The organism is Dactylosporangium vinaceum, assembly GCF_019904175.1.
Classification (GTDB): Bacteria; Actinomycetota; Actinomycetes; order Mycobacteriales; family Micromonosporaceae; genus Dactylosporangium; species Dactylosporangium vinaceum.
In genome coordinates, this window is record NZ_CP061913.1 from 5,077,756 (window position 1) to 5,098,678 (window position 20,923).

The window sequence follows — 20,923 nt, forward strand, 5'->3', positions numbered from 1 at the left end:
CTCCCGTCCTCACCGCCATCGAACGGGAGACACCATGCCCCGACCCTTGGTCGACCGGCTACTCGCCGGCGCGGGGGCCGCCCTCCTGGGCAGCACCCTCGCCGTCGTGCAGTTCGCGGCCCCCGCCCAGGCCGCCGACCTGAACCTGACCCAATACGTGAACCCGCTGATCGGCACCGACGACAGCAACTCGCCGAACCCGGTCGGCGGCGGCGCGGGCGGTAGCACCTACCCCGGTGCCACCGTTCCCTTCGGCATGCTGCAGTTCAGCCCGGACACCCCGACGGCCTCGCCCTCCGGGTACCGCGACAAGGACCGCACGATCGAGGAGTTCAGCCTCACCCACTTCGACGGCGCCGGCTGCGCGAACAACGAGGACATCGGCCTGCTGCCGGTCACCGGCGCGCTCGGCTCCTCGCCCGGCACCGCGTGGACAAGCTACGCGTCCGCGTACACGAAGACCAACGAGGTCGCTCAGGCCGGCTACTACAAGAACCGGCTGGACAAGTACTCGACGAACGTCGAGACGACCACGACCACCCGCACCGGCGTCATGCGCCTGACCTTCCCGTCCAACACCCAGTCCCGGCTGCTCATCAACACCAGCCGCAGCGCCACCGGCAACCGGACCGGCAACATCAGCATCTCCGGCAGCACCGCCACCGGCATGGTGACGGCCGGCGGGTTCTGCGGCTCGTCGAAGACCTACCCGATCTACTTCTCCATCAGGTTCGACCGGGCCCCGGCCTCCGTCGGCACCTGGAACGGCTCGACAATCAGCAACGGCTCGACGAGCACCTCCGGCGTCAACACCGGCGGCTTCTTCACCTGGGACACCACGTCCAACGCGACGGTCAACGCCCAGATCGGCGTCTCGTTCGTCAGCGCCGCCAACGCGACGGCGAACCTCACCGCCGAGACGGCCGGGTTCGACACCGCGCGGACCAACGCCGGCAACGCCTGGAACAGCGCGCTGAACAAGATCCAGGTCAGCGGCGGCAGCGCCACCGACCTGCAGAAGTTCTACACGTCGCTCTACCACGTGCTGCAGAGCCCGAACGTCTCCAGCGACACCAACGGGCAGTACCGCGGCTTCGACAACGCGATCCACACCGCGACCCACAACGTGTACCAGAACTACTCGGGCTGGGACATCTACCGCTCGTGGGCCGCGCTCGTCGCGTTCATCGCCCCTGACATCACCAGCGACATCATGAAGTCGATGGTCCTCGACGGCCAGCAGGGCGGCCTGCTGCCCAAGTGGTCGCAGCAGACCAACGAGGACTTCGTCATGACCGGTGACCCGGGCCCGATCATCGTCGGCAGCGCGTATGCGTTCGGCGCCCGCGACTTCGACACCGCCGCCGCGCTGCAGCTGATGAAGAACGCGGTCGCCGGCGCCGGTGCCCAGGGCTCGCCGATCCGCGGGCGCGAGGCGGAGTACGAGTCGAAGAAGTACATCTCCGGGGCGCCCTCGGACTCGATGGAGTACTCGGCCTCGGACTTCGCGATCGCCAAGTTCGCCCAGTCGCTCGGCGACACGGCGACCTACAACTCGGCGATGACCCGCGCGCAGTACTGGCGCAACACGTTCAACACCGAGTCGCAGTTCATCCACCCGCGCAACAGCGACGGCACCTGGCCCTGGCCGCTCAACCCGGCCCAGGAGAGCCCGTTCACCGAGGGCAACGCCGCGCAGTACACGTGGATGACCACCTACAACTTCGGCGCGCTGATCAACCTGATGGGTGGACCGCAGACGGCCAAGCAGCGCCTCGACCACCACTTCACCGAGCTCAACGCCGGCCTGTCCCGGCCGTACTTCTACCTCGGCAACGAGCCCGAGCACGGCGTGCCGTGGGCGTACAACTTCGCGCAGTACCCGGCCGGCGCGTCCTCGGCGGTGCGCCGCGTCATGAGCGAGCAGTTCACCACCGGCGCCGGCGGCCTGCCCGGCAACGACGACCTGGGTGCCACCTCGGCCTGGTACGTCTGGTCGGCGCTCGGCATGTACCCGGCCACCCCGGGCGCGGACACGCTGGCCATCAACGGCCCGTCGTTCTCGTCGATCCTGATCCAGCGGCCCGGCGGCAACGTCACCATCAACGGCGGCAGCGCGACCTCGCAGTACGTGCAGAGCGTCTCGCTCAACGGCAGCGCGGTGTCGAAGAACTTCATCCGGTACCCCGACCTGGCCGCCGGCGGCACGCTCACCTACACGATGGGCACGTCGCCGTCGTCGTGGGGCACCGGCGCCGGTGACGTGCCTCCGTCCTTCACCGACGGTGCCACGCAGCCGGCCACGCCGCCGAACCTGGGCACCAACCTGGCCCTGGGCAAGACGGCCACCGGCTCGGCGACCTGCGCCGCCGCTGAAAGTGCCGACAAGGCCGTCGACGGTACGTTGCAGAACAACTCGAAGTTCTGCTCGTCCGCGGCCACCAAGTTCCTGCAGGTCGACCTCGGCTCCAACCAGAGCGTCGGCGCCGTGGTCCTGAAGCACGCGGGCCTCGGTGCGGAGAACACCGGCTGGAACACCGGCGCCTTCACGATCTCGACGAGCACCGACGGCACCAACTGGAGCACGGCGGCCACGGTCTCGGGCAACCGCACCAGCCGGACCCTCAACCAGTTCACGGCCCGGACCGCCCGCTACGTGAAGGTCGACATCACCACGCCGGCCAACGACGGCAACACCGCCGCGCGCATCTACGAGTTCGAGGTCTACGGCGCCGCGACCGGCGGCAACCTCCTGCTCAACAAGGCGGCCACGGCCGACTCCTCCTGCGCCTCGACCGAGGGCCCGGAGAAGGCGGTCAACGGCTCCGTCTCCGGCGGCAACTCCGACAAGTGGTGCTCGACCGGCGCCTCGAAGTTCCTCCAGGTCGACATGGGCGCGTCAAACCACCTGAGCTCGATCGTGGTCCGCCACGCGGGCGCGGGCGGCGAGTCGGCGTCCTGGGACACGAAGGACTTCGACCTGCAGACGTCGGCCGACGGCAGCACCTGGACGACGGTGGCCTCACCCCGCGGCAACACCGCGGACGTGACCACGCACGCGGTGAACGTCACGGCCCGCTACGTGCGGCTCAACGTCATCACCCCGACCCAGACCACGGACGGGGCGGCCCGCATCTACGAGCTGGAGGCGTACGCGTAAGCGTCAGGCGAACCGGGGGACGGCCGTCGCGGCCGTCCCCCGTTCGGCGTCACCGGTAGGCGATCGCGGTGATGGTGAGCGTGGCCGAGTACCGGCCGGGCCGCGTGCTCGAGGGCACCTTCAGGGTCAGGTCGGCGCCGAGCACTGTCGTGCCCAGCCCGCCGGTGCCCAGCGCGCCGCCGGCGTTGATCGCGCCGCCCGGCCCCGCGGTCGCGTCGCCGGCCGCGTTCGGGACGACGACCCTCGGCGTCCAGCCGAGGTAGCCGCCGCTGAACGTGTCGGCGCCGCTGGTGAAGTCGCCGACCTGGCCGGAGACGCTCCAGCCGGGCCGGGTCTGGTCGCGCCCGTCGTCGATCGTCACCACACCCAGCCGGCCGGTCGACTCGAAGGTGTGGTCGGCGCGCAGGACCGCGGTGCTCATCACGACCGGGCCTCCTTCGACGGTCATCGTGAAGACGCCCTCCTCAGGCTCGACGTTCACCTGGATCGTCTCGCGTCCGGTCACGCTCTGCGGCTCGCCGCCGACGCCGAGGCACTGCGTCGGCCCCAGCCTGTCGCACGCGGCCGGCATCGGGTCGCCGGCCGGGTCGGGCACCGTGGGACACCCGGCGGCGAACTCGTCAGCGGCCGCGGTGAGCTGGGCGCCGGGCACCTTCTGCAACTGCGCGTAGCCGGCCCGGACCTGGCTCGCCGGCAGCGGCGCATAGCCGAGCCGGGCCAGCTCGCGCTGTCCCTGGCACAGCGCATAACTGCCGAAGGCGCCGAGGGTGTACCCCTTGGCGTTCGTGAATCCGTAGGCGTTGTCGGTCGGCAGGATCGCGTACGCGTAGCCGGAGAGCTCATAGGTGCGCGGGTCCGGGTTGCGGTACACCGGGTCGAGGTTCGCGATACCGGTGGCCGGGTCGACGGCCGCGGCGCCCAGTGAGACGCCGACGTGGCCGGCGGTCGGCTCGGTGTAGTAGCCGGCCGCATTGAGCAGCTTCGCCACCGGGAACCCGGCCTGCAGCGCGTAGGAGTACTGGACGTAGCCGATCGCCCCGTTCGCGGCGGGTTGGCTGACGTATCCGGACACGCCCAGGTCGCCGGGCTGCCCGACCATCGCCGAGCCGCCCAGCACCGGGTACGACTGGGTGGGTGTGCACGGACTGCGCCCCGTGGTGGCGCAGTAGGCCGTCCAGTACTGCCCGTGCCGCACCGACATCCACCGCGTCAGCGCATACGTCGACCCGTCCGCGTCGGTCCGCACCACCGGCACGATCGGGGTGTCCGGCAGGGCGAGGCGCGGGTTGTCGGCCGCGATCGCCGGATCGTTCCACCGGGTCAGCCGCCCCGTGAAGATCTTCGCCACGTTCTCGCCGGACAGCCGCAGATCGGTGACCCGCTGCCCGCCGATCGTCAGGTTGTACATGAACGCCGTCCCGCCCGCGGTGACGGGCATGTACCCGAACCCGCGGTCCGGCGGCGGGTCGGAGCTGGTGCCGTCCTGGAGCCCGTACGGCGTGTCCGACACCGCGAAGTCCAGCAGCCCATTGCGGTACTTCGCCCGGCCGACGGCGGAGCCGCTGCGCTCGTAGTCGACGCGCATCCCGTACTGCGCAACGTCGCCGATCCAGGCGCGGAACGCGTTGTACGCCATTGTCGACCCGCCACCGGCGATCGGCACGTACACCGCCGCGGCCGCGGGCTCACCCGGCCCGACGAGCCCGGCCAGCCCCACCGCCAACGCGACGGCGAACGCCACTCCGCGACGCCTCACGTGCATCCCCCCGCTCATCCGGCAGTGCACCGTCCGGCACGGTGGCCCACCCGCCTACCGGCGATCGTGAGCGCCGCCCATACGCCGGATATGCGCTCGGTGAACAGTCGGGAATCGTCAGCATGTGTTGACGCCCCGGGGCCGTCAGCATATGCTGACGACATGACCGCCGCCGCCGACCTCGACCGCGTGGTGCACAGCACCGACCCCGACACCGCGCTGGAGGCCGTGGCCCGCCTGCGCCGCCTGCTGGAGCAGCTCGAGGCCGAGCACGTCGCCGCGGCCCGGCGCGCCGGGCGGTCCTGGCACGAGATCGCCTCCCGTCTGGGCGTGACGAAACAGACGGTCCACCGCAAGTACCGCCGGCTCGAGGAGACCTGATGTTCCGCGGCGACCACCCCGACCTGCACGGGACCATCGGCCGGGCCCTGCGGCTGGCCCGCGGGCTGCACCACCCGCGCACCGGCAGCGAGCATCTGCTGCTGTCCCTGAGCGCGGCCGACCACCCGGCCGCCGCCGTCCTGCACCGCCACGGCGCCACCGCGGAGGCGCTGCGCCGCGCGGTGGCCCGGGCCGCACCACTGGGCGCCGGCGCCGCCGCGGACCGCGAGACCCTGGCCCCGCTGGCCGTCGACGTCGAGCGCCTCCTGGGCCGCCTGAGCCCGGCCGTGCTCGACCGCCCGCCGCTTCGCGAGCCGCTGCTGCCCATCGGCGCCGCCAGGGCCCGCCGCCACTGCGCCCGCCTCGACCCGCCGCTGGGCCTGGACGCCCAGGCCGCGATCGAGGCGTCGCTGCGCCTGTCCCTGGCCCGCCGCGAACGCGACCACCGCCCCGAGCACCTGGCCCTGGCGCTCGTCGCCCTGGACCCGGGCGCCGCCTGGACGCTGCGTACTGCCGCGGTGGACGCCGGGCCTCTCCTGGCCGCGCTGGCCGCCGCCTTCCCGCCGCCGCGCCGCAACCCGCTGCTGCGCGCCGACCGCCACCTGGGCCGCCCCGCCCGCATCCGCGACATGATCCGCCGCTACCAGCACACGACCGGCCGCACCGTGACCGCCGGCTCGGCCCTGGCCGCCCTCATCGCCCGCTGACCGCCGACTCCTGACCGGCCGACTCCTGACCGGCCGATTGCTGATCGCCGGCCCTTGCCCGTCGGCTCCTGACCGCTGGCCCTTGCCCGCCGGCTCCTGAGCGCCGTGGTCCGGGGCACGGCGGCACAAAGTCCCGGGCGGAGGTAAACCCTTTCGGGGCGGCTCGGCTCAAACAGGGTGGATCGGCCAGCGAGAGGGGAACCCATCAGGTGCGCCCGGACAGTGAGCGAGACTTCGCGCAGTATGTCGCGAACCGAAAACAGGCGCTGTACCGCGTCGCGTACCACCTGTTGGGCGACCGTGACCGGGCCGACGACGCGGTGCAGACGACGCTGACCGTGCTCTATGCGCGGTGGGGACGGGTGCACGAGATCGAGAACCTCGACGGATACGTGCACACGATGGTCGTGCGCGAGTCCCTGCGCGACAGGCGGCGCTGGCTGGCGTGGGTGCGGCTGTCACCGGCGACGCCGGACGTGCCCGTCGCGTCGGCGGACCCCGAGGTCGAGCAGCGGATGCTCCTGCGGGCGGCGCTGCGCAAACTGCCCGAACGGCAACGGACAGTGCTCGTGCTGCGGTTCCTGTGCGACCTGCCGGTGCTGGAGGTCGCCGCCCTGCTCGGGCTGGCCGAGGGCACGGTCAAGGCGCACACGAACCGAGGACTCGAAGCGCTCCGGCGCCAGATCGGCACCAATGCGGAGGTGGCGGCATGACTTCGAACCCGTTCGCCATGCTCGTTCGTGAGGATGTTCCCGAGAGCCGGGTGGCGCTCGACGCCGTCATCGCCGGCGGCCGGGCCCGGGTGCGCCGGCGCCGGGCCGTGACCGTGGGGGCCGCGGCCGTCGCCGTGGTGCTGGTCGCCGGTGGTGTCGCGCTGGCCGCGGCCGGGGCCGATCCGGTTCGCCCGGCTCCGGCGCCGGCCCAGTCCGCGCCGTCCGCTGCGCCGTCCCGCTCGGCGGCGCCGGCGTGCGAGCCGGTCCGCATCGCCGGGCTCGACCGGCCGGTGGGCATCGCTGTCGATGCCTCAGGGCAATATCTCGTGGGTACCCCGGAAGCGTTCGACGGCAGCCTGACGCTCGTCGGCCCGAAGGGACCGCGCACGTTGCGGGTGACCAAGGGGCTCATGCCGTCCGGCATCAACGGCAGCGGCGTGATCGTCGGCAACGTCACCAGCACCGCCGACATGGACGGGTACGTCGTCGAGAACGACACGTCGACCCGCCTCGGCCTGCCGGCGGGTGCGCTGAACGTGCGGGCCGGCGCGATCAACGACGCCGGCGACGTCGTCGGTGACGCCCGCATGCCCGGCAACCGGTTCCGGGCCGTGGTCTGGCGATACCACCAGTGGAGCCAGCCGCAGCTGCTGGCCACGCCCAGCGGCGGCGTCGCCGGTGGCCAGTCGGCCGCGTACGGCATCGCGGCGGACGGGCGGATCGTCGGCAACGTCGGCAACGGCGCCACGCCGTACCTGTGGAAGCCCGACGGCACCGGTGCGCCCCTGCCGGTCCCGGCCGGCAAGCCCGGCGGGAACGCGGCGCGGATCGTGGGCGACTGGGCCGACGGCGCCGTCAACTACACGGCCGCCACCGTCACGCTGCCCAGCGGGCGGCGGGTCGGCCGGGGCGAGCCCACGTGGGTCCGCTGGAACCTGCGCACCGGCGAGGTGAAGGTGGTGGAGGCGGGGCATCCGTTCATGGGCGCCGCGGGCCTGCTGCCGGACGGCCGGGTGGTGGTCAACTTGCACGACCACGCCGCGGTGTGGTCCGACGCCGGCGTCACGCGGCTGTCCCTGCCCGAGGGCAGCACCCAGGTCGAGATCGCCGGGGCCGCGGGTGACGGCACGATCGTCGGCTACGCGGTCGGCGATGGTGACGCGCGCGCGGCGTACCGCTGGAACTGCGGGTAGACGCGGCGAAGGCCGGCCACCAACGGTGGCCGGCCTTGAGCCAGGGGTGAGCCGGTGGTGCTAGTTGGAGGCGACGCCCAGCTGGCCCTCGCCGCCGTGAAACTCGGTGCCCGAGGCGAAGGAGGCGTCGAAGCGCTGCTGGAGGGCGTCGAGCTCGCCGAACTCGGCCTGGTGCGAGGACTCGCTGCCCTCGGCGGCGAAGACGTGGTCGTCCACCGACGCGTCGTGGCTGTAGTTGGTGTAGTCGTCCGACTCGTAGTGCACGGCGGCCGGCTGGTCGTACTCGACGTGGTGACCCTGCGAGAAGTCGGTCGACTCCTGCGCGTGGTGGTCGTTCTCGTAGACCCCGAACTGCGACTGCGCGTCGGCCTCGCTGCCGTGCGCCTGGTGCAGCTGGTCCAGACCGTCGTGCTGCTCACCCGCCTCGTAGTGGCCGTAGTCCACGTCGTGGCCCGTGTCGCCCATGTCGTAGTCGCTCATCGTGCGCTCCCCTGGAAGTCGTTGTCGCTGTTGAGAAGAACGTTACGGGGATCCCGTAGGGGTTGAATCCCGGAAACGTGCCACCACCGCCGCCCGCATCCGGGGCGGACGTCGTGGGTCCGGCGCGGACGCCTGCCGGCTCGCCGGCGGGCTCCGGCACGGCTGCGGGGCGGCGCCGGTGGGTGGGGCCGGCGGGCCGGGTGGGTGGTGCGGAAAAGTTTCCGGCGGGCGGTCAACACGGGGGGCGGGGCGGGGACTCTCAGTGGTGTGACGTTCGAGGAGTACGTGGCCGCGCGCGGGCCGGCGCTCGTGCGGTTCGCGGCGCTGCTGACCGGCGACCAGCATCGGGCCGAGGACCTGGTGCAGGATGCGCTGACCAAGGCGTACCTGCGCTGGGGCCGTATCCGGCGCGGCGACGACCCGGACGTGTACCTGCGGCGGCTGGTCCTCAACGCCTCCCGCTCGTGGTGGCGGCGGCTGCGCAATCGTGAGGTCGTCGACATCGTCGATGTCGACGAGCCCAGGTTGATGTTCGTCAACGGCGACGACTCGGCGGCCCTCGACACCGGGGCGGCCGAGCGGGACGCGCTGTGGCGGCTGATCCGGGCCCTGCCCGAGCAGCAGCGGGCCGTCGTCGTCCTGCGCTATTACGAGGACCTCGACGACACCACGATCGCCCGGATTCTCGACTGCAGTGCGGTCACCGTCCGTACCCACGCGATGCGGGCGCTGCACCGCCTGCGCGCCGCTTACCAGGAGGCGACGACCTCATGACCGACCTCGAGACGCGGATCGCGGACGTGCTGGCCGACCGGGCTGCGAAGGCGTCGGCGCCGGGCGGGCTGGCCGAGCGGGCCACCCGGCGCGGGAAGCGCATCCGGCGGCGCCGGCTCGTCGTCGGTACCGCCGCGATCGTCGCGTTGCTCGTGCTCGTGCCGTTCACGGGGCGCTCGACCGGCACGACGCTGCCGGCCGCGCCCGGGGGCGCCGACGCCGCGATCGGCAGCGACCGCGGGCTGCTGCACTTCGATGTCGATCTGGGCCGGCTCCCGTCCACATTGACCGATCGCATCACCGTCACCGAGTGGGTGTCCGGCGACGGCTACGAGCGGTTCGTCGGCCAGGACGACGAGCGCAAGCCGATCGTCACCATCTGGCTCACCGGCTCGGCCGCGCGGGCCGACGACTTCAACTCGATGGCCAACGGGGGCTCGACCCGCAACCTGCGCTGGCAGCGCGGCGGTGTCGAGGGCCTGACGGTGCTCGGCTCGGCCGACCGGGACCTGCTGCCGAAGGTCGCCGACGCCGTCCGGCTGGGCGCGACCCAGCGCTGCGTGATGCCGATCCACCTGTCCGAGCTGCCCGCGGGCGGCCGCTGGACCGAGTGCCAGACGGCGATCCGCCGGTCACCGGGTGCGGCGTCGCTGTGGGTGTACTCCGGTCTGACGCTGCGCCGCGCCGACGACCGCACGGTGTTCATCTGGGCCGACAGCGACCAGGGCGCGACCGCCGGCCCGTCGGCGTTCGCCGCGGACCGCGAGGTGGCCGGCCGCCCCGCGATGTGGCGCAGCGGCTCCGGCGCGTTCGCGAACGGCCTGTGGATCACCGACTTCGCCGGCATCGACCTGTACGTGAGCAACTACGAGTCGGGCCCGGCCGACTGGTTCACCCCGGACGAGGCCGGCTGGTACGCCACCCGCCTCACCCCGAGCCCGGACCTGAACGACCCCGCCACCTGGCCCCGCCGGGCCGTGGGCTGAGCTCCGCCGCCGCGGTCCGCCGGCTCGCGGCCTCGTGGGGCCGGCGCCGGCCGGGACGTGTCCGGCCCGCAGCGCCCCGGCCTACCGGAGCACCGATGGCGGCCCGTCGGTGCTCCGGTTCTCGATGCGGTCGATCAGCTGACGGCTCCAGGCGTGGATGGCGGCGGACTGCTCGGGGGTGGCGGGCTCGAAGAAGTACCGCCGAATGTTCTGGCCATGACCCACGACGGCCTGCTCGACGATGCTGCGGCCCTTGGCCGTCAGGCCGATGCCGGTCCGCCGGCCGGCGGCGTCGGTCGTGCGCTCCACGAGCTCGCGGTGCTCCATCCGGGTGAGCTGGTGCGCGACCCGGCTCTTGTCCCAGTCGAGGGATTCGGCCAGCTCGCCGACCCGCAGCCGGCCGCCGTCGGCGCGCTGGAGCGACACGAGCACGCTGAACTCCGCCTTGGAGATGCCGTAGTCGCGCTGCAGGAGTCCGTCCAGTTCGCGGATCAGCAGCCGCTGGGCGTGCATCCAGTCGTTCCAGAGCGCCCACTCCTCGGGTTCCATGACGGCATCGTACCGCCGAGTTGACGCATCAACTCGCGGCGGCCTAGAGTTGACACGTCAACTCGAATGCTGGAGGGCCAATGCGAAGCACTGTCGTGGTGATCGGCGGCGGGTACGGGGGCGCCCTCGCCGCCAAGCTGCTCGACGCCGAGGCCGACGTCACGCTCATCGATCCGAGGGAGGGGTTCGTCAACGCCGCCGCGCAGCTGCGTGCGCTGACCCGGCCGGACTGGGCGCCGAACGCCTTCTTCCCGTACGGCGCGCTGCTCGATCGGGGCCGGGTCCTGCGCGACCGCGCGGTTTCGGTCGACCCGCGGGGCGTCACGCTGGCCTCGGGCGGGCGGGTCGAGGCCGATCACCTGGTGCTGGCCACCGGGTCCGGGTACCCGTACCCGGCCAAGCCCCGCGACACGTCGACGAGCATCGCCCAGCAGCTCGACGACCTGCGCGTGACGCACCGGGAGCTGGCCGCGGCGGCCCGGGTGCAGATCATCGGGGCCGGGCCGGTCGGGCTGGAGCTGGCCGGGGAGATCAAGGAGGTGTGGCCGGACAAGTCCGTGGTCGTCGTCGACCGCGGCGGGCCGCTGCTGCCCGGGTTCCTGCCGGAGGTGCGGGCCGCGCTGCACCGGCAGCTGGACGCGCTCGGCATCGCACTGCGCCCGGAGCCCGGCGCCGCCGACCTCACGTTCCGGGCGCACGGGGTGCGGGTCGACACCGGATACCTGGCCGACGGGCGCCTCGCGCGGCCGACTGCGCACGGGACGGTACACGTGACGGAGCTTCTGCAGTTGCCCGGACATGAGCACGTGCATGCGATAGGTGACGTCGCCGCGCTGCCCGATCCGAAGATGGCGTCCTACGCGATGATCCACGCCGAGATCGCGGCCCGGAACATCCTCGGCGACCGCACGGTCTACACGCCGTCGCCCGAGCGGCGGATCCTGCTGCCGCTCGGCACCCGCGGCGGGGTCGGTCAGCTGCCGGTGCCCGGTGGCGGGGTCGCGGCGGCCACGCCCGCGGTGGTCGTCGAGCGCAAGGGCGCCGACCTGTTCACGGCCCGGTTCGCGGCCTGGTTCAACGCATCATCGGCGGGGGCGGCGGCGCGTTCGGCGGGGGCGTGACGAGCGGGTTGCCGGAGACGTCGAGGAAGGTCAGGCCGGTGAGGCCGGTGAACGATCCGGGCAGCTCGGTGAGCTGGTTGTCGCGCAGGTCGAGGGTCTGCAGGGCGGCCAGCTCACCGAACCAGCCGGGCAGCCGGGCGAACCGGTTCTCGCACAGCGACAGGCCGGTGAGGGCCGTGAGCCGGCGGGCCGGGGCGGGCAGGTCGGCGAGCCGGTTGGCGCCCAGGTCGAGCTGGGTGAGGTGGACCAGGTTGCCGATGCTCGCGGGCAGGGCGGTCAGCTGGTTGTGGCTCGCCCGGACCGCGGTGAGCGCGGTGAGCTCGCCGAGCCAGTCCGGCAGCGCGGTGAGCCGGTTGTGGTCGAGGAACAGCCAGGTGAGACCGGTGAGGCCGCGCAGCGCGGCCGGCAGTTCGGCGAGCTGATTGCCGGCCAGGTCGAGCTGCGTGAGGTTCGTGAGCCCGCCCAGCCATCCGCCAAGTGTCGTGAGACGGTTGGCCGCCACCAGCAGCTCGGTGAGCCCGGTGAGCGCCCCCATGGTCTCGGGCAGGTCCGCCAGCTCGTTGCCCCAGAGCGCGAGCCGGGTCAGCCGGGTGCAGTGGCCGATGGCCGGCGGCAGCGCGCTGAGCCGATTGCCCTGCGCCCGCAGCTCGGTGAGGCCGGCCAGCCCGCCGATCGTCGCCGGCAGCGCGGTCAACCGGTTGTGCGCCACGTCGAGCGTCTCCAGCGCGGCCAGGTCCCCGATCGACTCCGGCAGCCGCGTGAGCCGGTTCTGGGCCAGCTCCAGCACGGCCAGCCCGGCGAGCCTCCCCACCGACGACGGCAGCTCGGCCAGCTCGTTGCTCGACAGCCGGAGCTCTCGCAGCCCGGCCACGTCCCCGATCGAGTCCGGCAACCGCACGAGCCGGTTGTGGTCCAGCTCCAACTTCGTTACATGCCGGAGCGTCTCGGGTACTGCCCGCAGCTCGTTGCCGCCGAGGAGCAGATCGGTGAGCCGGGTCAGCTTCCCGATGGTCGCCGGCAGCGCGCCGAGCCGGTTGGAGGCCACCTCCAGGCGGGTCAGCGCGGCAAGGTCGCCGATCGTGTCCGGCAGCTCGGTCAGCCGGTTGCCCGACAGCCGCAGCTCGACGAGCCGCGTGAGGTTGCCGATGGCCGGCGGCAGCGCGTCGAGCCGGTTGCCGGCCAGGTCCAGGCGGACGAGCGTCGTGAGCAGGCCGACCGTGCCCGGCAGGCGGGCGAGACCGTTGCCCCACAGCCGCAGCACCCGCAGGTTGGGCAGGAGCGCGACCACACCCGGGAAGTCGGTGAACCGGTTGTCGTCCAGGTCCAGCTCGGTGAGGGCGGTCAGCTCCTCCAGCCAGCCCGGCAGCTCGGCGAGCCGGCACCCGGTCAGCTTCAGGCCCGTCAGCCCGGTGAGCTCGCGGACCGGCTCCGGCAGCCCGCGCAGCCGCCGCCCGGACAGGTCCAGGACCGGCTCGCCGCCCGCCCGGACGGCGGCGATGAGCCTGTCGATCGATCGGCGCACACCACGAAGGCTAGGCTCGGTCGCGTGACCACGGAGTTCGGGGTGGAGCTCGGCGACGGGCGGCTGCTGCACGCGTACGACACCGGCGGCGACGGGGCGGTCGTCTACTGGCACCACGGCACGCCCAACATCGGCGAGCCGCCGGTGCCGCTGTTCGACGCGGCCGAGCGGCTGGGCCTGCGCTTCCTGTCGCACTCCCGGCCGGGCTACGGCGCGTCGACGCCGGCGGCGGGCCGCAGCATCGCCGACGTCGCCGGCGACGTGGCCGCGGTCGCCGACGCGGCCGGGGTGGAGCGGTTCGCCGTGATGGGGCACTCGGGCGGCGGCGCGCACGCGCTGGCCTGCGCCGCGCTGCTGCCGGAGCGGGTGGTGGCGGCGGTGGGCATCTCCGGCCTGGCACCGTTCGAGCCGTCGACGGCTGAGGGCTTCGACTGGTACGCGGGGATGGCCGACGGCGCCGCCGACTCCCTGCGGGCCGCCCGGGAGGGCCGCGCGGCCAAGGAGCGCGCGCTGGGCGCGGCCACCGGCGAGGAGGACATCGGCTTCCAGGCGGCGGACTGGGAGGCGCTGGAGACGGACTGGGCGTGGTTCGACCAGATCGTGCCGCCGGCGCTGGTGATGGGGCCGGGCGGCCTGATCGACGACGACCTGGCGAGCGCGGGGGCCTGGGGCTTCGACCCGGCGGTGATCAGCCGCCCGGTGCTGCTGGTGCACGGGGCGATCGACCGGATGGTGCCGGCGTCGCACAGCACCTGGCTGGCGCAGCGGATCCCGGGCGCGCAGCTGCGGATCGTCCCGGACGCCGGGCACATCACGGCGATGCGCCAGGGTGCCGCGGCGCTCGAATGGCTTCGCGGATTCCTCGTCGCCTCCGCTTGACCTCGACGCGGTCTCTTCGCCGGCTCCGCCTGACCGCGCCACGGTCTGCTCGTCGGCTTCGCTTGACCTTGCCGCGGTTTTCTCGCCGGCTCCGCTTGACCTTGCCGCGGTTTTCTCGCCGGCTCCCCTTGACCTTGACACGGTGACAAGCCGTTGACTCGAGGGCGTGGGAAACGCGATACAGGCCCTGGAGCACGGTAATCCTTCGATGCGGGTCCGGGCGGCGCTGGCCGTCGGGACCGCGCCCGACCCCGCGTACGTCGACCGGCTCATCGAGCGGTGCGCCGTCGAGCCCGACTTCTACGTGCGCGAGATGCTCACGTGGGCGCTTATCCGCCACCCGGCCGACCTGACCGTGCCGCGGCTCGTCGCCGAGCTGCGCTCGGACCGGTCGCAGGCCCGCAGCCAGGCACTGCACACGCTCTCGAAGATCGGCGACCGGGCGGCGTGGCCGGCGATCACGCCGGAGCTGCTGGCCTGCGCCGACGACGAGGTCGCCCGGGCCGCCTGGCGGGCCGCCGTCGCCCTCGTGCCCGAGGGCGCGGAGCCGGAGCTGGCCCGGCGCCTGGTGAGCCAGTTGGGGCGGGGCGACCGGGAGCTGCAGCTGAGCCTCAGCCGGGCGCTGGCCGGGCTCGGTGAGACAATCCTCCCGGCGGTGCGGGCCGCGCAGGCCGCCGGCGATGCGCGGGTGCGCCGGCACGCCCTCGCGACCGAGCGGCTGCTGCACGACCCGGACGCGGGCTTCGAGCTGGCGATCAACGAGGCCAAGCGGGTCGACGCGCTCGGGCCGCAGCACTGACTCGGGACGGGGTGACACGCAGGTGCTGATCGGAGACGTGGCCCGGCGCTCCGGGGTGAGCGCCCGCATGCTCCGCCACTACGACCAGCTGGGCCTGGTCCGGCCGACGGGGCGCAGCGGGGCGGGCTACCGGGAGTACTCCGACGAGGACATCCGGCGGATCTTCCACATCGAGAGCCTGCGGTCGCTGGGCCTGTCGCTCAAGGACGTCAAGCGCGCGCTCGACGACCCCGCCTTCACACCGGCCGCGCTTGTCGACGACCTCATCCGCCAGACCCGCGACCGCATCGCCCGCGAGCAGGAGCTGCTGACCCGGCTCGGGCAGGTCGGCGCGGCCGGGCCCGCCGACTGGGCCGACGTCCTGCAGATCATCGCCCTGCTGCAGGCCCTCGGCTCGGACAGCGCGGGCCGCCGCCAGCGCGCCGCCCTGTCCTCGGCCTCCACCGACGAGATGCCGGTGGAGGCCCTGGTCGAGGCCGCCCTGCACGAGAGCGACCCGGTCGTGGCCGGCTCGCTGCGCTGGGCCCTGGCCCAGTCCGGCGACGCGGCCCTCGCGCTGCTGAGCGCCGCCCTCGACTCCCCGGCCACCGACGTCCGCCGCCGCGCCGCCCAGTGCATCGCCGAGTTCCCACCCGCGGCCGCGGCCGGCGCCCTGCGCACCGCCCTGACGAACGACGACCTGGCCGTGCGCCGCTACGCCGCCCTGGCGCTGGGCCCGCGCGGCGAACCGGCGACCATCCCGACGCTCATCGCGATGGTCGTCGACGAGGTGAACGACGTGGAGGCGTCCGACGCGCTGTCCGGCCTGGCCGCCGCGCCCGACCTGGCCGAGCACATCGCGTCCGCGATCAGCGGGGAGGTCGCCCGCAGCGCCGCGGACCCGTCCGCTCGCCGCCGCCTGACGCAGGCCCTGGCCGACATTCCCGGCCCCACCGCGACGAGCGCCCTGACCGCCCTGGCCGCCGACGAGGACCGCGGGGTGGCGGTCACCGCGGCGTACGTCCTCAGCCTTCGAGCGCGGTGAGGGAGGGGTCGTAGGGATGGAGGGGTGGTCTGCGCGCGGAAGCCGTCAGGGTGACGCCGGCCTCGACGGTGTTCGGCACGGGTACGAAAGAGGTCTCTCACCCTCACCACCGGCTCCGGCCAGCGTGCCGGCACCACGCCGCGCTCCGCTGACGCCTCGGCGGTGACGGCCGCACGGCTGCTGGTCGAGGTCGCGTCACGAACGTCGGCGGTAGGCCAGGTGTTCGCCCGGCCCGACGGCCGCTGCTCGTCCTTCACTGGTGCGGCGGCCGGTCCTCGGCGTGGGCCAGGGCGTCGGCGGCAGGCAGGCTGAGGGTGAAGCAGGCCCCGTGCGGCTGGTGGGGTCGGTAGCTGAGGGTGCCATGGTTGGCCAGGGCGAGCTGCCGCACGATGTACAGCCCGAAGCCGGTGCCCGGCTTGCGGCTGGCGATGCCGGTAGTGGCGCGGGTGAACCGGTCGAACAGCCGGGGCACGAAGTCGTCGGGCACCCCCTCGCCGTGGTCGTAGACGTCCACCTTGACCACCGTTCCCTGCGGGGCGGCGACCACGCCGATCGGCGGCCGGCCGTACTTGACGGCGTTGCCGATGAGGTTTGCGAGGATCTGCCGCAGGTGGAACGGGTCGACGAGGACCCGCACGGCCGGATCGGTGTCGATACCGACCGGGACGCCGTCGGCCGCCTGCTCGGCGGTCTCGGCCAGCACGTCGGCCAGCCGGGTCGGGGCCGGCCGGCAGGGCAGGGAGCCGGCGTCGATGCTGGCCATGACGAGGACGTCCTCGATCATGGCGGCGACCCGGCGAGCCGCGGCGTCGGCGCGTCGCAGGTCGACCTGCTTGACAAAGTCCGGCGTGTCCTCCCAGCCGGTGGCGAGCTCGTCGAGGTAGCACAGCAGGCTGGTGAGCGGCTGACGGAGGTCATGGCCGAGCATGCCGATGATGTCGGCCTGCAACTGGTTGGCCTCGGCGAGCTCCTGGTTCATGCGGGCCAGTTCTCGGGCGGCGCGGCGGGCGGTGGTGACGTCCTGGACGGTGCCGCGCAGACCGATCACCGTCCCGGCGCCGTCGGTGATGGGGTTCCCGCGGCCCTGGATGTCACGGACGTCGCCGTCTGAACGCCGGAGCCGATACTCGATGTCGTAGCCGAGGCCACCCTCGGCCGCCGCCGTGAAGGCCTGCCGGAGCCGGTCGCGGTCGTCGGGCTCGACCAGGCTCAGGTAGTTGTCGACGCCGGGTTCGAAGGTTTCGGCATCGACGCCGGCGATCTGGTACACCTCCGCCGACCAGGTCAATCCGCGGGTCCGCAGGTCCAGCTGCCAGCTGCCCAGCTCGGCCAGGCGCTGCGCCTCGGCGAGGGCCCGCTCGGCCTCGACCCGCGGTGTGACGTCAGTAACCAGCACGAAGAACCCGGCTACGGTCCCGTCGACGACGTCCGGCACGTACGAGGCCTGGGTGTGGTGGGTGACGCCGTCCGAGTCGATGAGCGTACGTTCGAACAACTGCTCCCGACCGGCCAGGACGCCGGTGATGTACGGCAAATTCTTGGCGTAGACGGCCTCGCCGAGCACGTCGCGGATGTGCATGCCAACCATCTGCTCGGGCGTGACACCGAACCACCGCAGATACGGACCATTGGCCACCACATTGTGCAGGTCCCGGTCCCAGTACGCGCACAACGCCGGCAGGTTGTCGACAAGCGCCCGCAGCCGGCGCTCCGGCCCGGTGTCCGTGGTCACCGACGGCCGGTGCACGAGTGCTCATCGCCTCCGCCGACGCACGCGGCGAAGCGGTCACCGATCCCCGCCCGGCTCGCTACGGCCTGCGGCGCGACCGCCCGCTGCTCGCGCCGAGCAGATCGTCGCAGGTGGAGGGGCCTGCTGACGGCGTGGCGGTCCGGATCGACCGCACCGCGGGCGAGCCGCGCCCCGGCGGACATGACGACGACCGGATTCACGGGGGAGCGGGCCGCGACATCCCGCGCTCCGGCTTTGCTGTGCACAGTGCCCTTGCGCCCGCCCGAGCGCGGCAGCGCGACGATGAACGGCACGGTGGCCGGCCGCTCGTCGATGACGAGGAGCAGGGGCATGGATCCACTCCTGTCATTACGCGCAGGCGGCAGTTGTTTGCGCGGCCTGATCGGTCACACTCCAACACCTCATTTTGTAGCATCTGGCCCGAGCGGAAGTGACAAAACGGCGCCTCCTCCCGGATGCCGCTGCGAGTGGCGGCGCGCTGACATCACCGATGCGGGCGAGCACATCGTGGACGGGCCGGAACGGTGCCGCTCCCCGAGGCCGGGCGAACTTGCGCCACGGTCAGGCGCCGGCCATCACCCAGCCGCCGCGGCCCCGGGCTGGGACAGGTCGCTGGACACACGGCCGGCCGGCCGGGCCCCGTCCGGACCGGCTCGGGCTCCACCGGCCCGGTCGGCCCGGCCGACCCGCCATGCGCGGCCGGGTCAGGAGTGCCGGCGGCGATCCAGCTGGTTGATCTTCACGAGCTGCCCGTCGGGTGAACTGAGCCGCAACTGCCGGCCGAACCCGGTGCCGGTGGCTGGTTGGCGATATCTGCCGAGGAGCGGGCGGGGGCGGCGTTTCTCGCCGACGTATCGCGCTGGAGGTCGGATCAGGCGGGCCTTTCCCGGGCGCCGCCGGGCAGGTAGCCGGCGGCCTGGAGGTGGAACAGTTCGGCGTAACGGCCGCCGGACTCGATGAGGCTGTCGTGGTCGCCGTCCTCGACGATGCGGCCCTGGTGCAGGACGTAGATGTGGTCGGCGTGGCGGACGTTGGCCAGGCGGTGGGTGATGAGCAGTGTGGTGGTGTCGCCGTGCCGATTGCGGATGGCCTGGAAGAGCGCGTGCTCGGCGCGGGGGTCCAGTGCGGAGGACGGCTCGTCCAGGATGAGCAGGTCGGCGGTGCGCAGGAGCCCGCGGGCGGCCGTGATGCGCTGCCACTGGCCGCCTGACAGGTCCTGACCCTCGGCGAACGTGCGGTCCAGCAGGGTCTCGTAGCCGTGTGGCAGCGCGAGGATCATGGTGTGGGCGGCGGCGAGGCCGGCGGCGGTCTCGATGCGTTGCTGGTCGGGTTCGACGGTGATGTCGCCGATGGCGATGTTGGTGGCGGCGGTGAAGGGCCATCGGTGGTACTGCTGGGTGACCACCGCGATCCGCGCGTGCAGCCCGTCGGGGTCCCACTCGTCCAGCGGGCGGCCGTTCCACGAGATGGCCCCGGTGCCGGGCTGGCGCAGCCCGGCGATCATCGAGGCGAGGGTGGTCTTGCCGGAGCCGTTCTCGCCGACGAATGCGATGGTCTGTCCGGCGTGGATGGTGAGCGTGATGTGGTCGACGGCGAGGGTGTCCCGGTCGGGGTAGGCGAGGCTGACGCCGGACACGTCGAGTCTGCGCAGCCGATCGGGCTTCTCAACGAGTCGCTCGGTTTCGGCTGCCGGTAGGAACTGCGACGCACGGGTCATGAATCCCGTGTAGTCGCTGAAGTGCTGCCCGTCGCTGTAGAGCCGGTCGATCAGCAGGGCGATGGCGGCGAGGGCGCGCTGGGCGGCCTGCACGGCCAGGACGCAGGTCGCGGCGGCGGCGATCGGGATCTGCCCGCGCAGCAGCAGCACGCCGAGCAGCGTGTAGACGCCGGCAGTCGCGAGGCCGCCGATGACCGACCCCGCGGCGGTGGTCGCGGTGACCCGCCGGGCGAGGGCGAGCTGGATGCTGGTCTCGGCCTTCATGACCCGGTCGTACTGGTCCAGCAGGAACGGGCGCAGCCGGTAGGAGCGTAGCTCGGCGGCGGCGTCGCGCCCGGCCATCAGCCGGTGCAGCAGGCCCAGCCGCCGGCGGCGGACGGACCCGGCGATGTAGGTCTGATGGCGCTGGTGCCCGGCTCGCAGCGATGCCCATGCGCCAGGCACGGTTGCGACCAGCAGCCCCAAGAGCAGCAGCGGGTGGATGATGACGACCGCCGCCGCGACGGCCAGGAGTCCGACCAACCCCGCCAGCAGGTTCATGGCTCCCTGCACGACGGCCACCGCGGCATCGATACCGCGGAAGGCCCGCTCCATGTCGTCGGCGAACTCGGCGGTGTCGAAGGCGTCGAGCCGGACCACAGTGGTGACGTCGAACAGTGTGCGTTCGACCTCGCGGTCCACCCGCGGAGCGAGCGTGTTCTGCGCGTAGCCGCCGGCGAGGCCGAGGCCGGCGCGCAGGGCGGTGGCGCCGGCGAGGGCGGCGAGCGCAGGCAGCGCCGCCGAGACCCGTTGTGGCGTCGGGCCGCCGGCGAAGAGCTCGACCAGGATCTGCCGCGTGGCCAGCAGCCCGAAGGCGGTCAATACCCCGCCGCCGACGGTCGTCACGGCGATCACGATGGTGCGCAGGCGGTCCGCCCGCCAGCTCAGCCGCAGCGCGGTCATGAGCAGGCGGGGCAGCTCGGCGAACAGGGTGAGCACACCGGTCTGGGCCCGCGCGCGTACGCCGCTCTCCCACCACATCTCCCGCAGTTCGGGGAGCGCAGCGACAGGAACGCCTGTCGGCGATGAAGTCACGGCGTGCGGCCGGTCAGGCCGGCGGGTCAGGCGACGGCCAGGACGGGCTCGTCCCAGACGATGGCGTCGACGGCCTCGTAGCACGTCGTCGCGGAGCAGATGCTGCAGTTGGACGGCACCCATTCGCAGCTTGGCGTGTGGGTCGGGCAGTCCGTCGCGGTGGGTGTGGTCTGCACCGGGGAGATGCTGGCCGCGGCGAGGTCGATGGTTCCAGCTGGGTGGGTGCTCAGATCGGCCCCGATCTGGGCCCGGTAGTCCTCGTCTTTCCAGGCCCGGATGACGTCGTTCATCGGCCTTCTGCCTTTCCACGTCGGGTGTGCGCTTGCGGCCCAATGCCG

General features: G+C 72.9%; 19 protein-coding genes. 11 read left to right on the forward strand and 8 right to left on the reverse strand.

Translation table 11 applies throughout. The annotated features are described in order from the left end of the window. The first annotated feature begins 34 nt into the window (after positions 1-34). A complete protein-coding gene (locus Dvina_RS22700; protein WP_223104475.1) occupies positions 35-3,160 on the forward strand; it encodes a GH92 family glycosyl hydrolase in 3,126 nt (1,041 codons plus the stop codon). A 49-nt stretch (positions 3,161-3,209) separates the two neighbouring features. Here the strand turns inward: Dvina_RS22700 and Dvina_RS22705 are convergent, their stop codons facing one another. After that, positions 3,210-4,916 (reverse strand): substrate-binding domain-containing protein, encoded by a 1,707-nt coding sequence (locus tag Dvina_RS22705; RefSeq protein ID WP_223104476.1) that lies wholly within the window; start codon positions 4,914-4,916, stop codon positions 3,210-3,212. Between the two features lie 162 nt (positions 4,917-5,078). Between Dvina_RS22705 and Dvina_RS22710 the strand changes: the two genes are divergently transcribed. The 4 genes from Dvina_RS22710 (at position 5,079) to Dvina_RS22725 (ending at position 7,910) form a co-directional block, all read left to right on the forward strand. Then, positions 5,079-5,297: an ECF-type sigma factor gene (locus tag Dvina_RS22710; protein WP_223104477.1), complete on the forward strand. Its 219-nt coding sequence runs from the start codon at positions 5,079-5,081 to the stop codon at positions 5,295-5,297. Then, a complete protein-coding gene (locus Dvina_RS22715) occupies positions 5,297-6,004 on the forward strand; it encodes a Clp protease N-terminal domain-containing protein (RefSeq protein WP_223104478.1) in 708 nt (235 codons plus the stop codon). The genes Dvina_RS22710 and Dvina_RS22715 overlap by 1 nt, the downstream gene beginning before the upstream one ends. 209 nt (positions 6,005-6,213) lie before the next feature. Further along, positions 6,214-6,717 carry a SigE family RNA polymerase sigma factor gene (locus Dvina_RS22720; RefSeq protein WP_223104479.1) on the forward strand — a complete coding sequence of 168 codons (504 nt, stop codon included), beginning with the start codon at positions 6,214-6,216 and terminating at the stop codon, positions 6,715-6,717. Beyond that, positions 6,714-7,910, forward strand: a complete 1,197-nt coding sequence (locus Dvina_RS22725) for a hypothetical protein (RefSeq protein ID WP_223104480.1) — start codon at positions 6,714-6,716, stop codon at positions 7,908-7,910. Before Dvina_RS22720 ends, Dvina_RS22725 begins: the two co-directional genes overlap by 4 nt. 60 nt (positions 7,911-7,970) lie before the next feature. On the opposite strand, the gene Dvina_RS22730 is transcribed toward Dvina_RS22725, so the two are convergent. Further along, on the reverse strand, positions 7,971-8,390 hold the full coding sequence (locus Dvina_RS22730) for a hypothetical protein (protein WP_223104481.1): 420 nt from the start codon (positions 8,388-8,390) through the stop codon (positions 7,971-7,973). Positions 8,391-8,657: 267 nt separating this feature from the next. Here Dvina_RS22730 and Dvina_RS22735 point away from each other — a divergent pair, with 267 nt between their 5' ends. Both Dvina_RS22735 and Dvina_RS22740 read left to right on the forward strand, forming a co-directional pair. Beyond that, on the forward strand, positions 8,658-9,164 hold the full coding sequence (locus Dvina_RS22735; protein WP_223104482.1) for a SigE family RNA polymerase sigma factor: 507 nt from the start codon (positions 8,658-8,660) through the stop codon (positions 9,162-9,164). Further along, complete coding sequence (locus Dvina_RS22740; RefSeq protein ID WP_223104483.1) at positions 9,161-10,150, forward strand: hypothetical protein; 990 nt, start codon at positions 9,161-9,163, stop codon at positions 10,148-10,150. The genes Dvina_RS22735 and Dvina_RS22740 overlap by 4 nt, the downstream gene beginning before the upstream one ends. Positions 10,151-10,231: 81 nt before the next feature. On the opposite strand, the gene Dvina_RS22745 is transcribed toward Dvina_RS22740, so the two are convergent. Further along, positions 10,232-10,699, reverse strand: a complete 468-nt coding sequence (locus Dvina_RS22745; RefSeq protein WP_223104484.1) for a MarR family winged helix-turn-helix transcriptional regulator — start codon at positions 10,697-10,699, stop codon at positions 10,232-10,234. 80 nt (positions 10,700-10,779) lie between these two features. Here Dvina_RS22745 and Dvina_RS22750 point away from each other — a divergent pair, with 80 nt between their 5' ends. Further along, the gene (locus Dvina_RS22750) at positions 10,780-11,820 is read left to right on the forward strand and encodes an FAD-dependent oxidoreductase (RefSeq protein WP_223104485.1); all 1,041 of its coding nucleotides are present in this window, start codon (positions 10,780-10,782) and stop codon (positions 11,818-11,820) included. Here the strand turns inward: Dvina_RS22750 and Dvina_RS22755 are convergent. Beyond that, on the reverse strand, positions 11,774-13,342 hold the full coding sequence (locus tag Dvina_RS22755) for a leucine-rich repeat domain-containing protein (protein ID WP_223104486.1): 1,569 nt from the start codon (positions 13,340-13,342) through the stop codon (positions 11,774-11,776). The genes Dvina_RS22750 and Dvina_RS22755 overlap by 47 nt on opposite strands. A 24-nt stretch (positions 13,343-13,366) precedes the next feature. On the opposite strand from Dvina_RS22755, the gene Dvina_RS22760 reads away from it, so the two are divergent. From Dvina_RS22760 to Dvina_RS22770, 3 genes are all read left to right on the forward strand, one after another. Then, positions 13,367-14,221 (forward strand): alpha/beta fold hydrolase, encoded by an 855-nt coding sequence (locus tag Dvina_RS22760; RefSeq protein ID WP_246656379.1) that lies wholly within the window; start codon positions 13,367-13,369, stop codon positions 14,219-14,221. Between the two features lie 208 nt (positions 14,222-14,429). After that, entirely contained in the window at positions 14,430-15,020 is a 591-nt protein-coding gene (locus Dvina_RS22765) for a HEAT repeat domain-containing protein (RefSeq protein WP_246656574.1), read from the forward strand. 22 nt (positions 15,021-15,042) lie between these two features. Then, positions 15,043-16,044 (forward strand): HEAT repeat domain-containing protein, encoded by a 1,002-nt coding sequence (locus Dvina_RS22770; RefSeq protein WP_223104487.1) that lies wholly within the window; start codon positions 15,043-15,045, stop codon positions 16,042-16,044. Positions 16,045-16,297: 253 nt separating this feature from the next. On the opposite strand, the gene Dvina_RS22775 is transcribed toward Dvina_RS22770, so the two are convergent. From Dvina_RS22775 to Dvina_RS22790, 4 genes are all read right to left on the reverse strand, one after another. Next, positions 16,298-17,776, reverse strand: a complete 1,479-nt coding sequence (locus Dvina_RS22775) for a sensor histidine kinase (RefSeq protein ID WP_223104488.1) — start codon at positions 17,774-17,776, stop codon at positions 16,298-16,300. Beyond that, entirely contained in the window at positions 17,773-18,126 is a 354-nt protein-coding gene (locus tag Dvina_RS22780) for a hypothetical protein (protein WP_223104489.1), read from the reverse strand. Before Dvina_RS22780 ends, Dvina_RS22775 begins: the two co-directional genes overlap by 4 nt. A 539-nt stretch (positions 18,127-18,665) precedes the next feature. Next, complete coding sequence (locus Dvina_RS22785; RefSeq protein WP_380031943.1) at positions 18,666-20,531, reverse strand: ABC transporter ATP-binding protein; 1,866 nt, start codon at positions 20,529-20,531, stop codon at positions 18,666-18,668. Between the two features lie 80 nt (positions 20,532-20,611). Then, positions 20,612-20,875 carry a mersacidin/lichenicidin family type 2 lantibiotic gene (locus Dvina_RS22790; protein WP_223104491.1) on the reverse strand — a complete coding sequence of 88 codons (264 nt, stop codon included), beginning with the start codon at positions 20,873-20,875 and terminating at the stop codon, positions 20,612-20,614. Between the last annotated feature and the right edge of the window lie 48 nt (positions 20,876-20,923).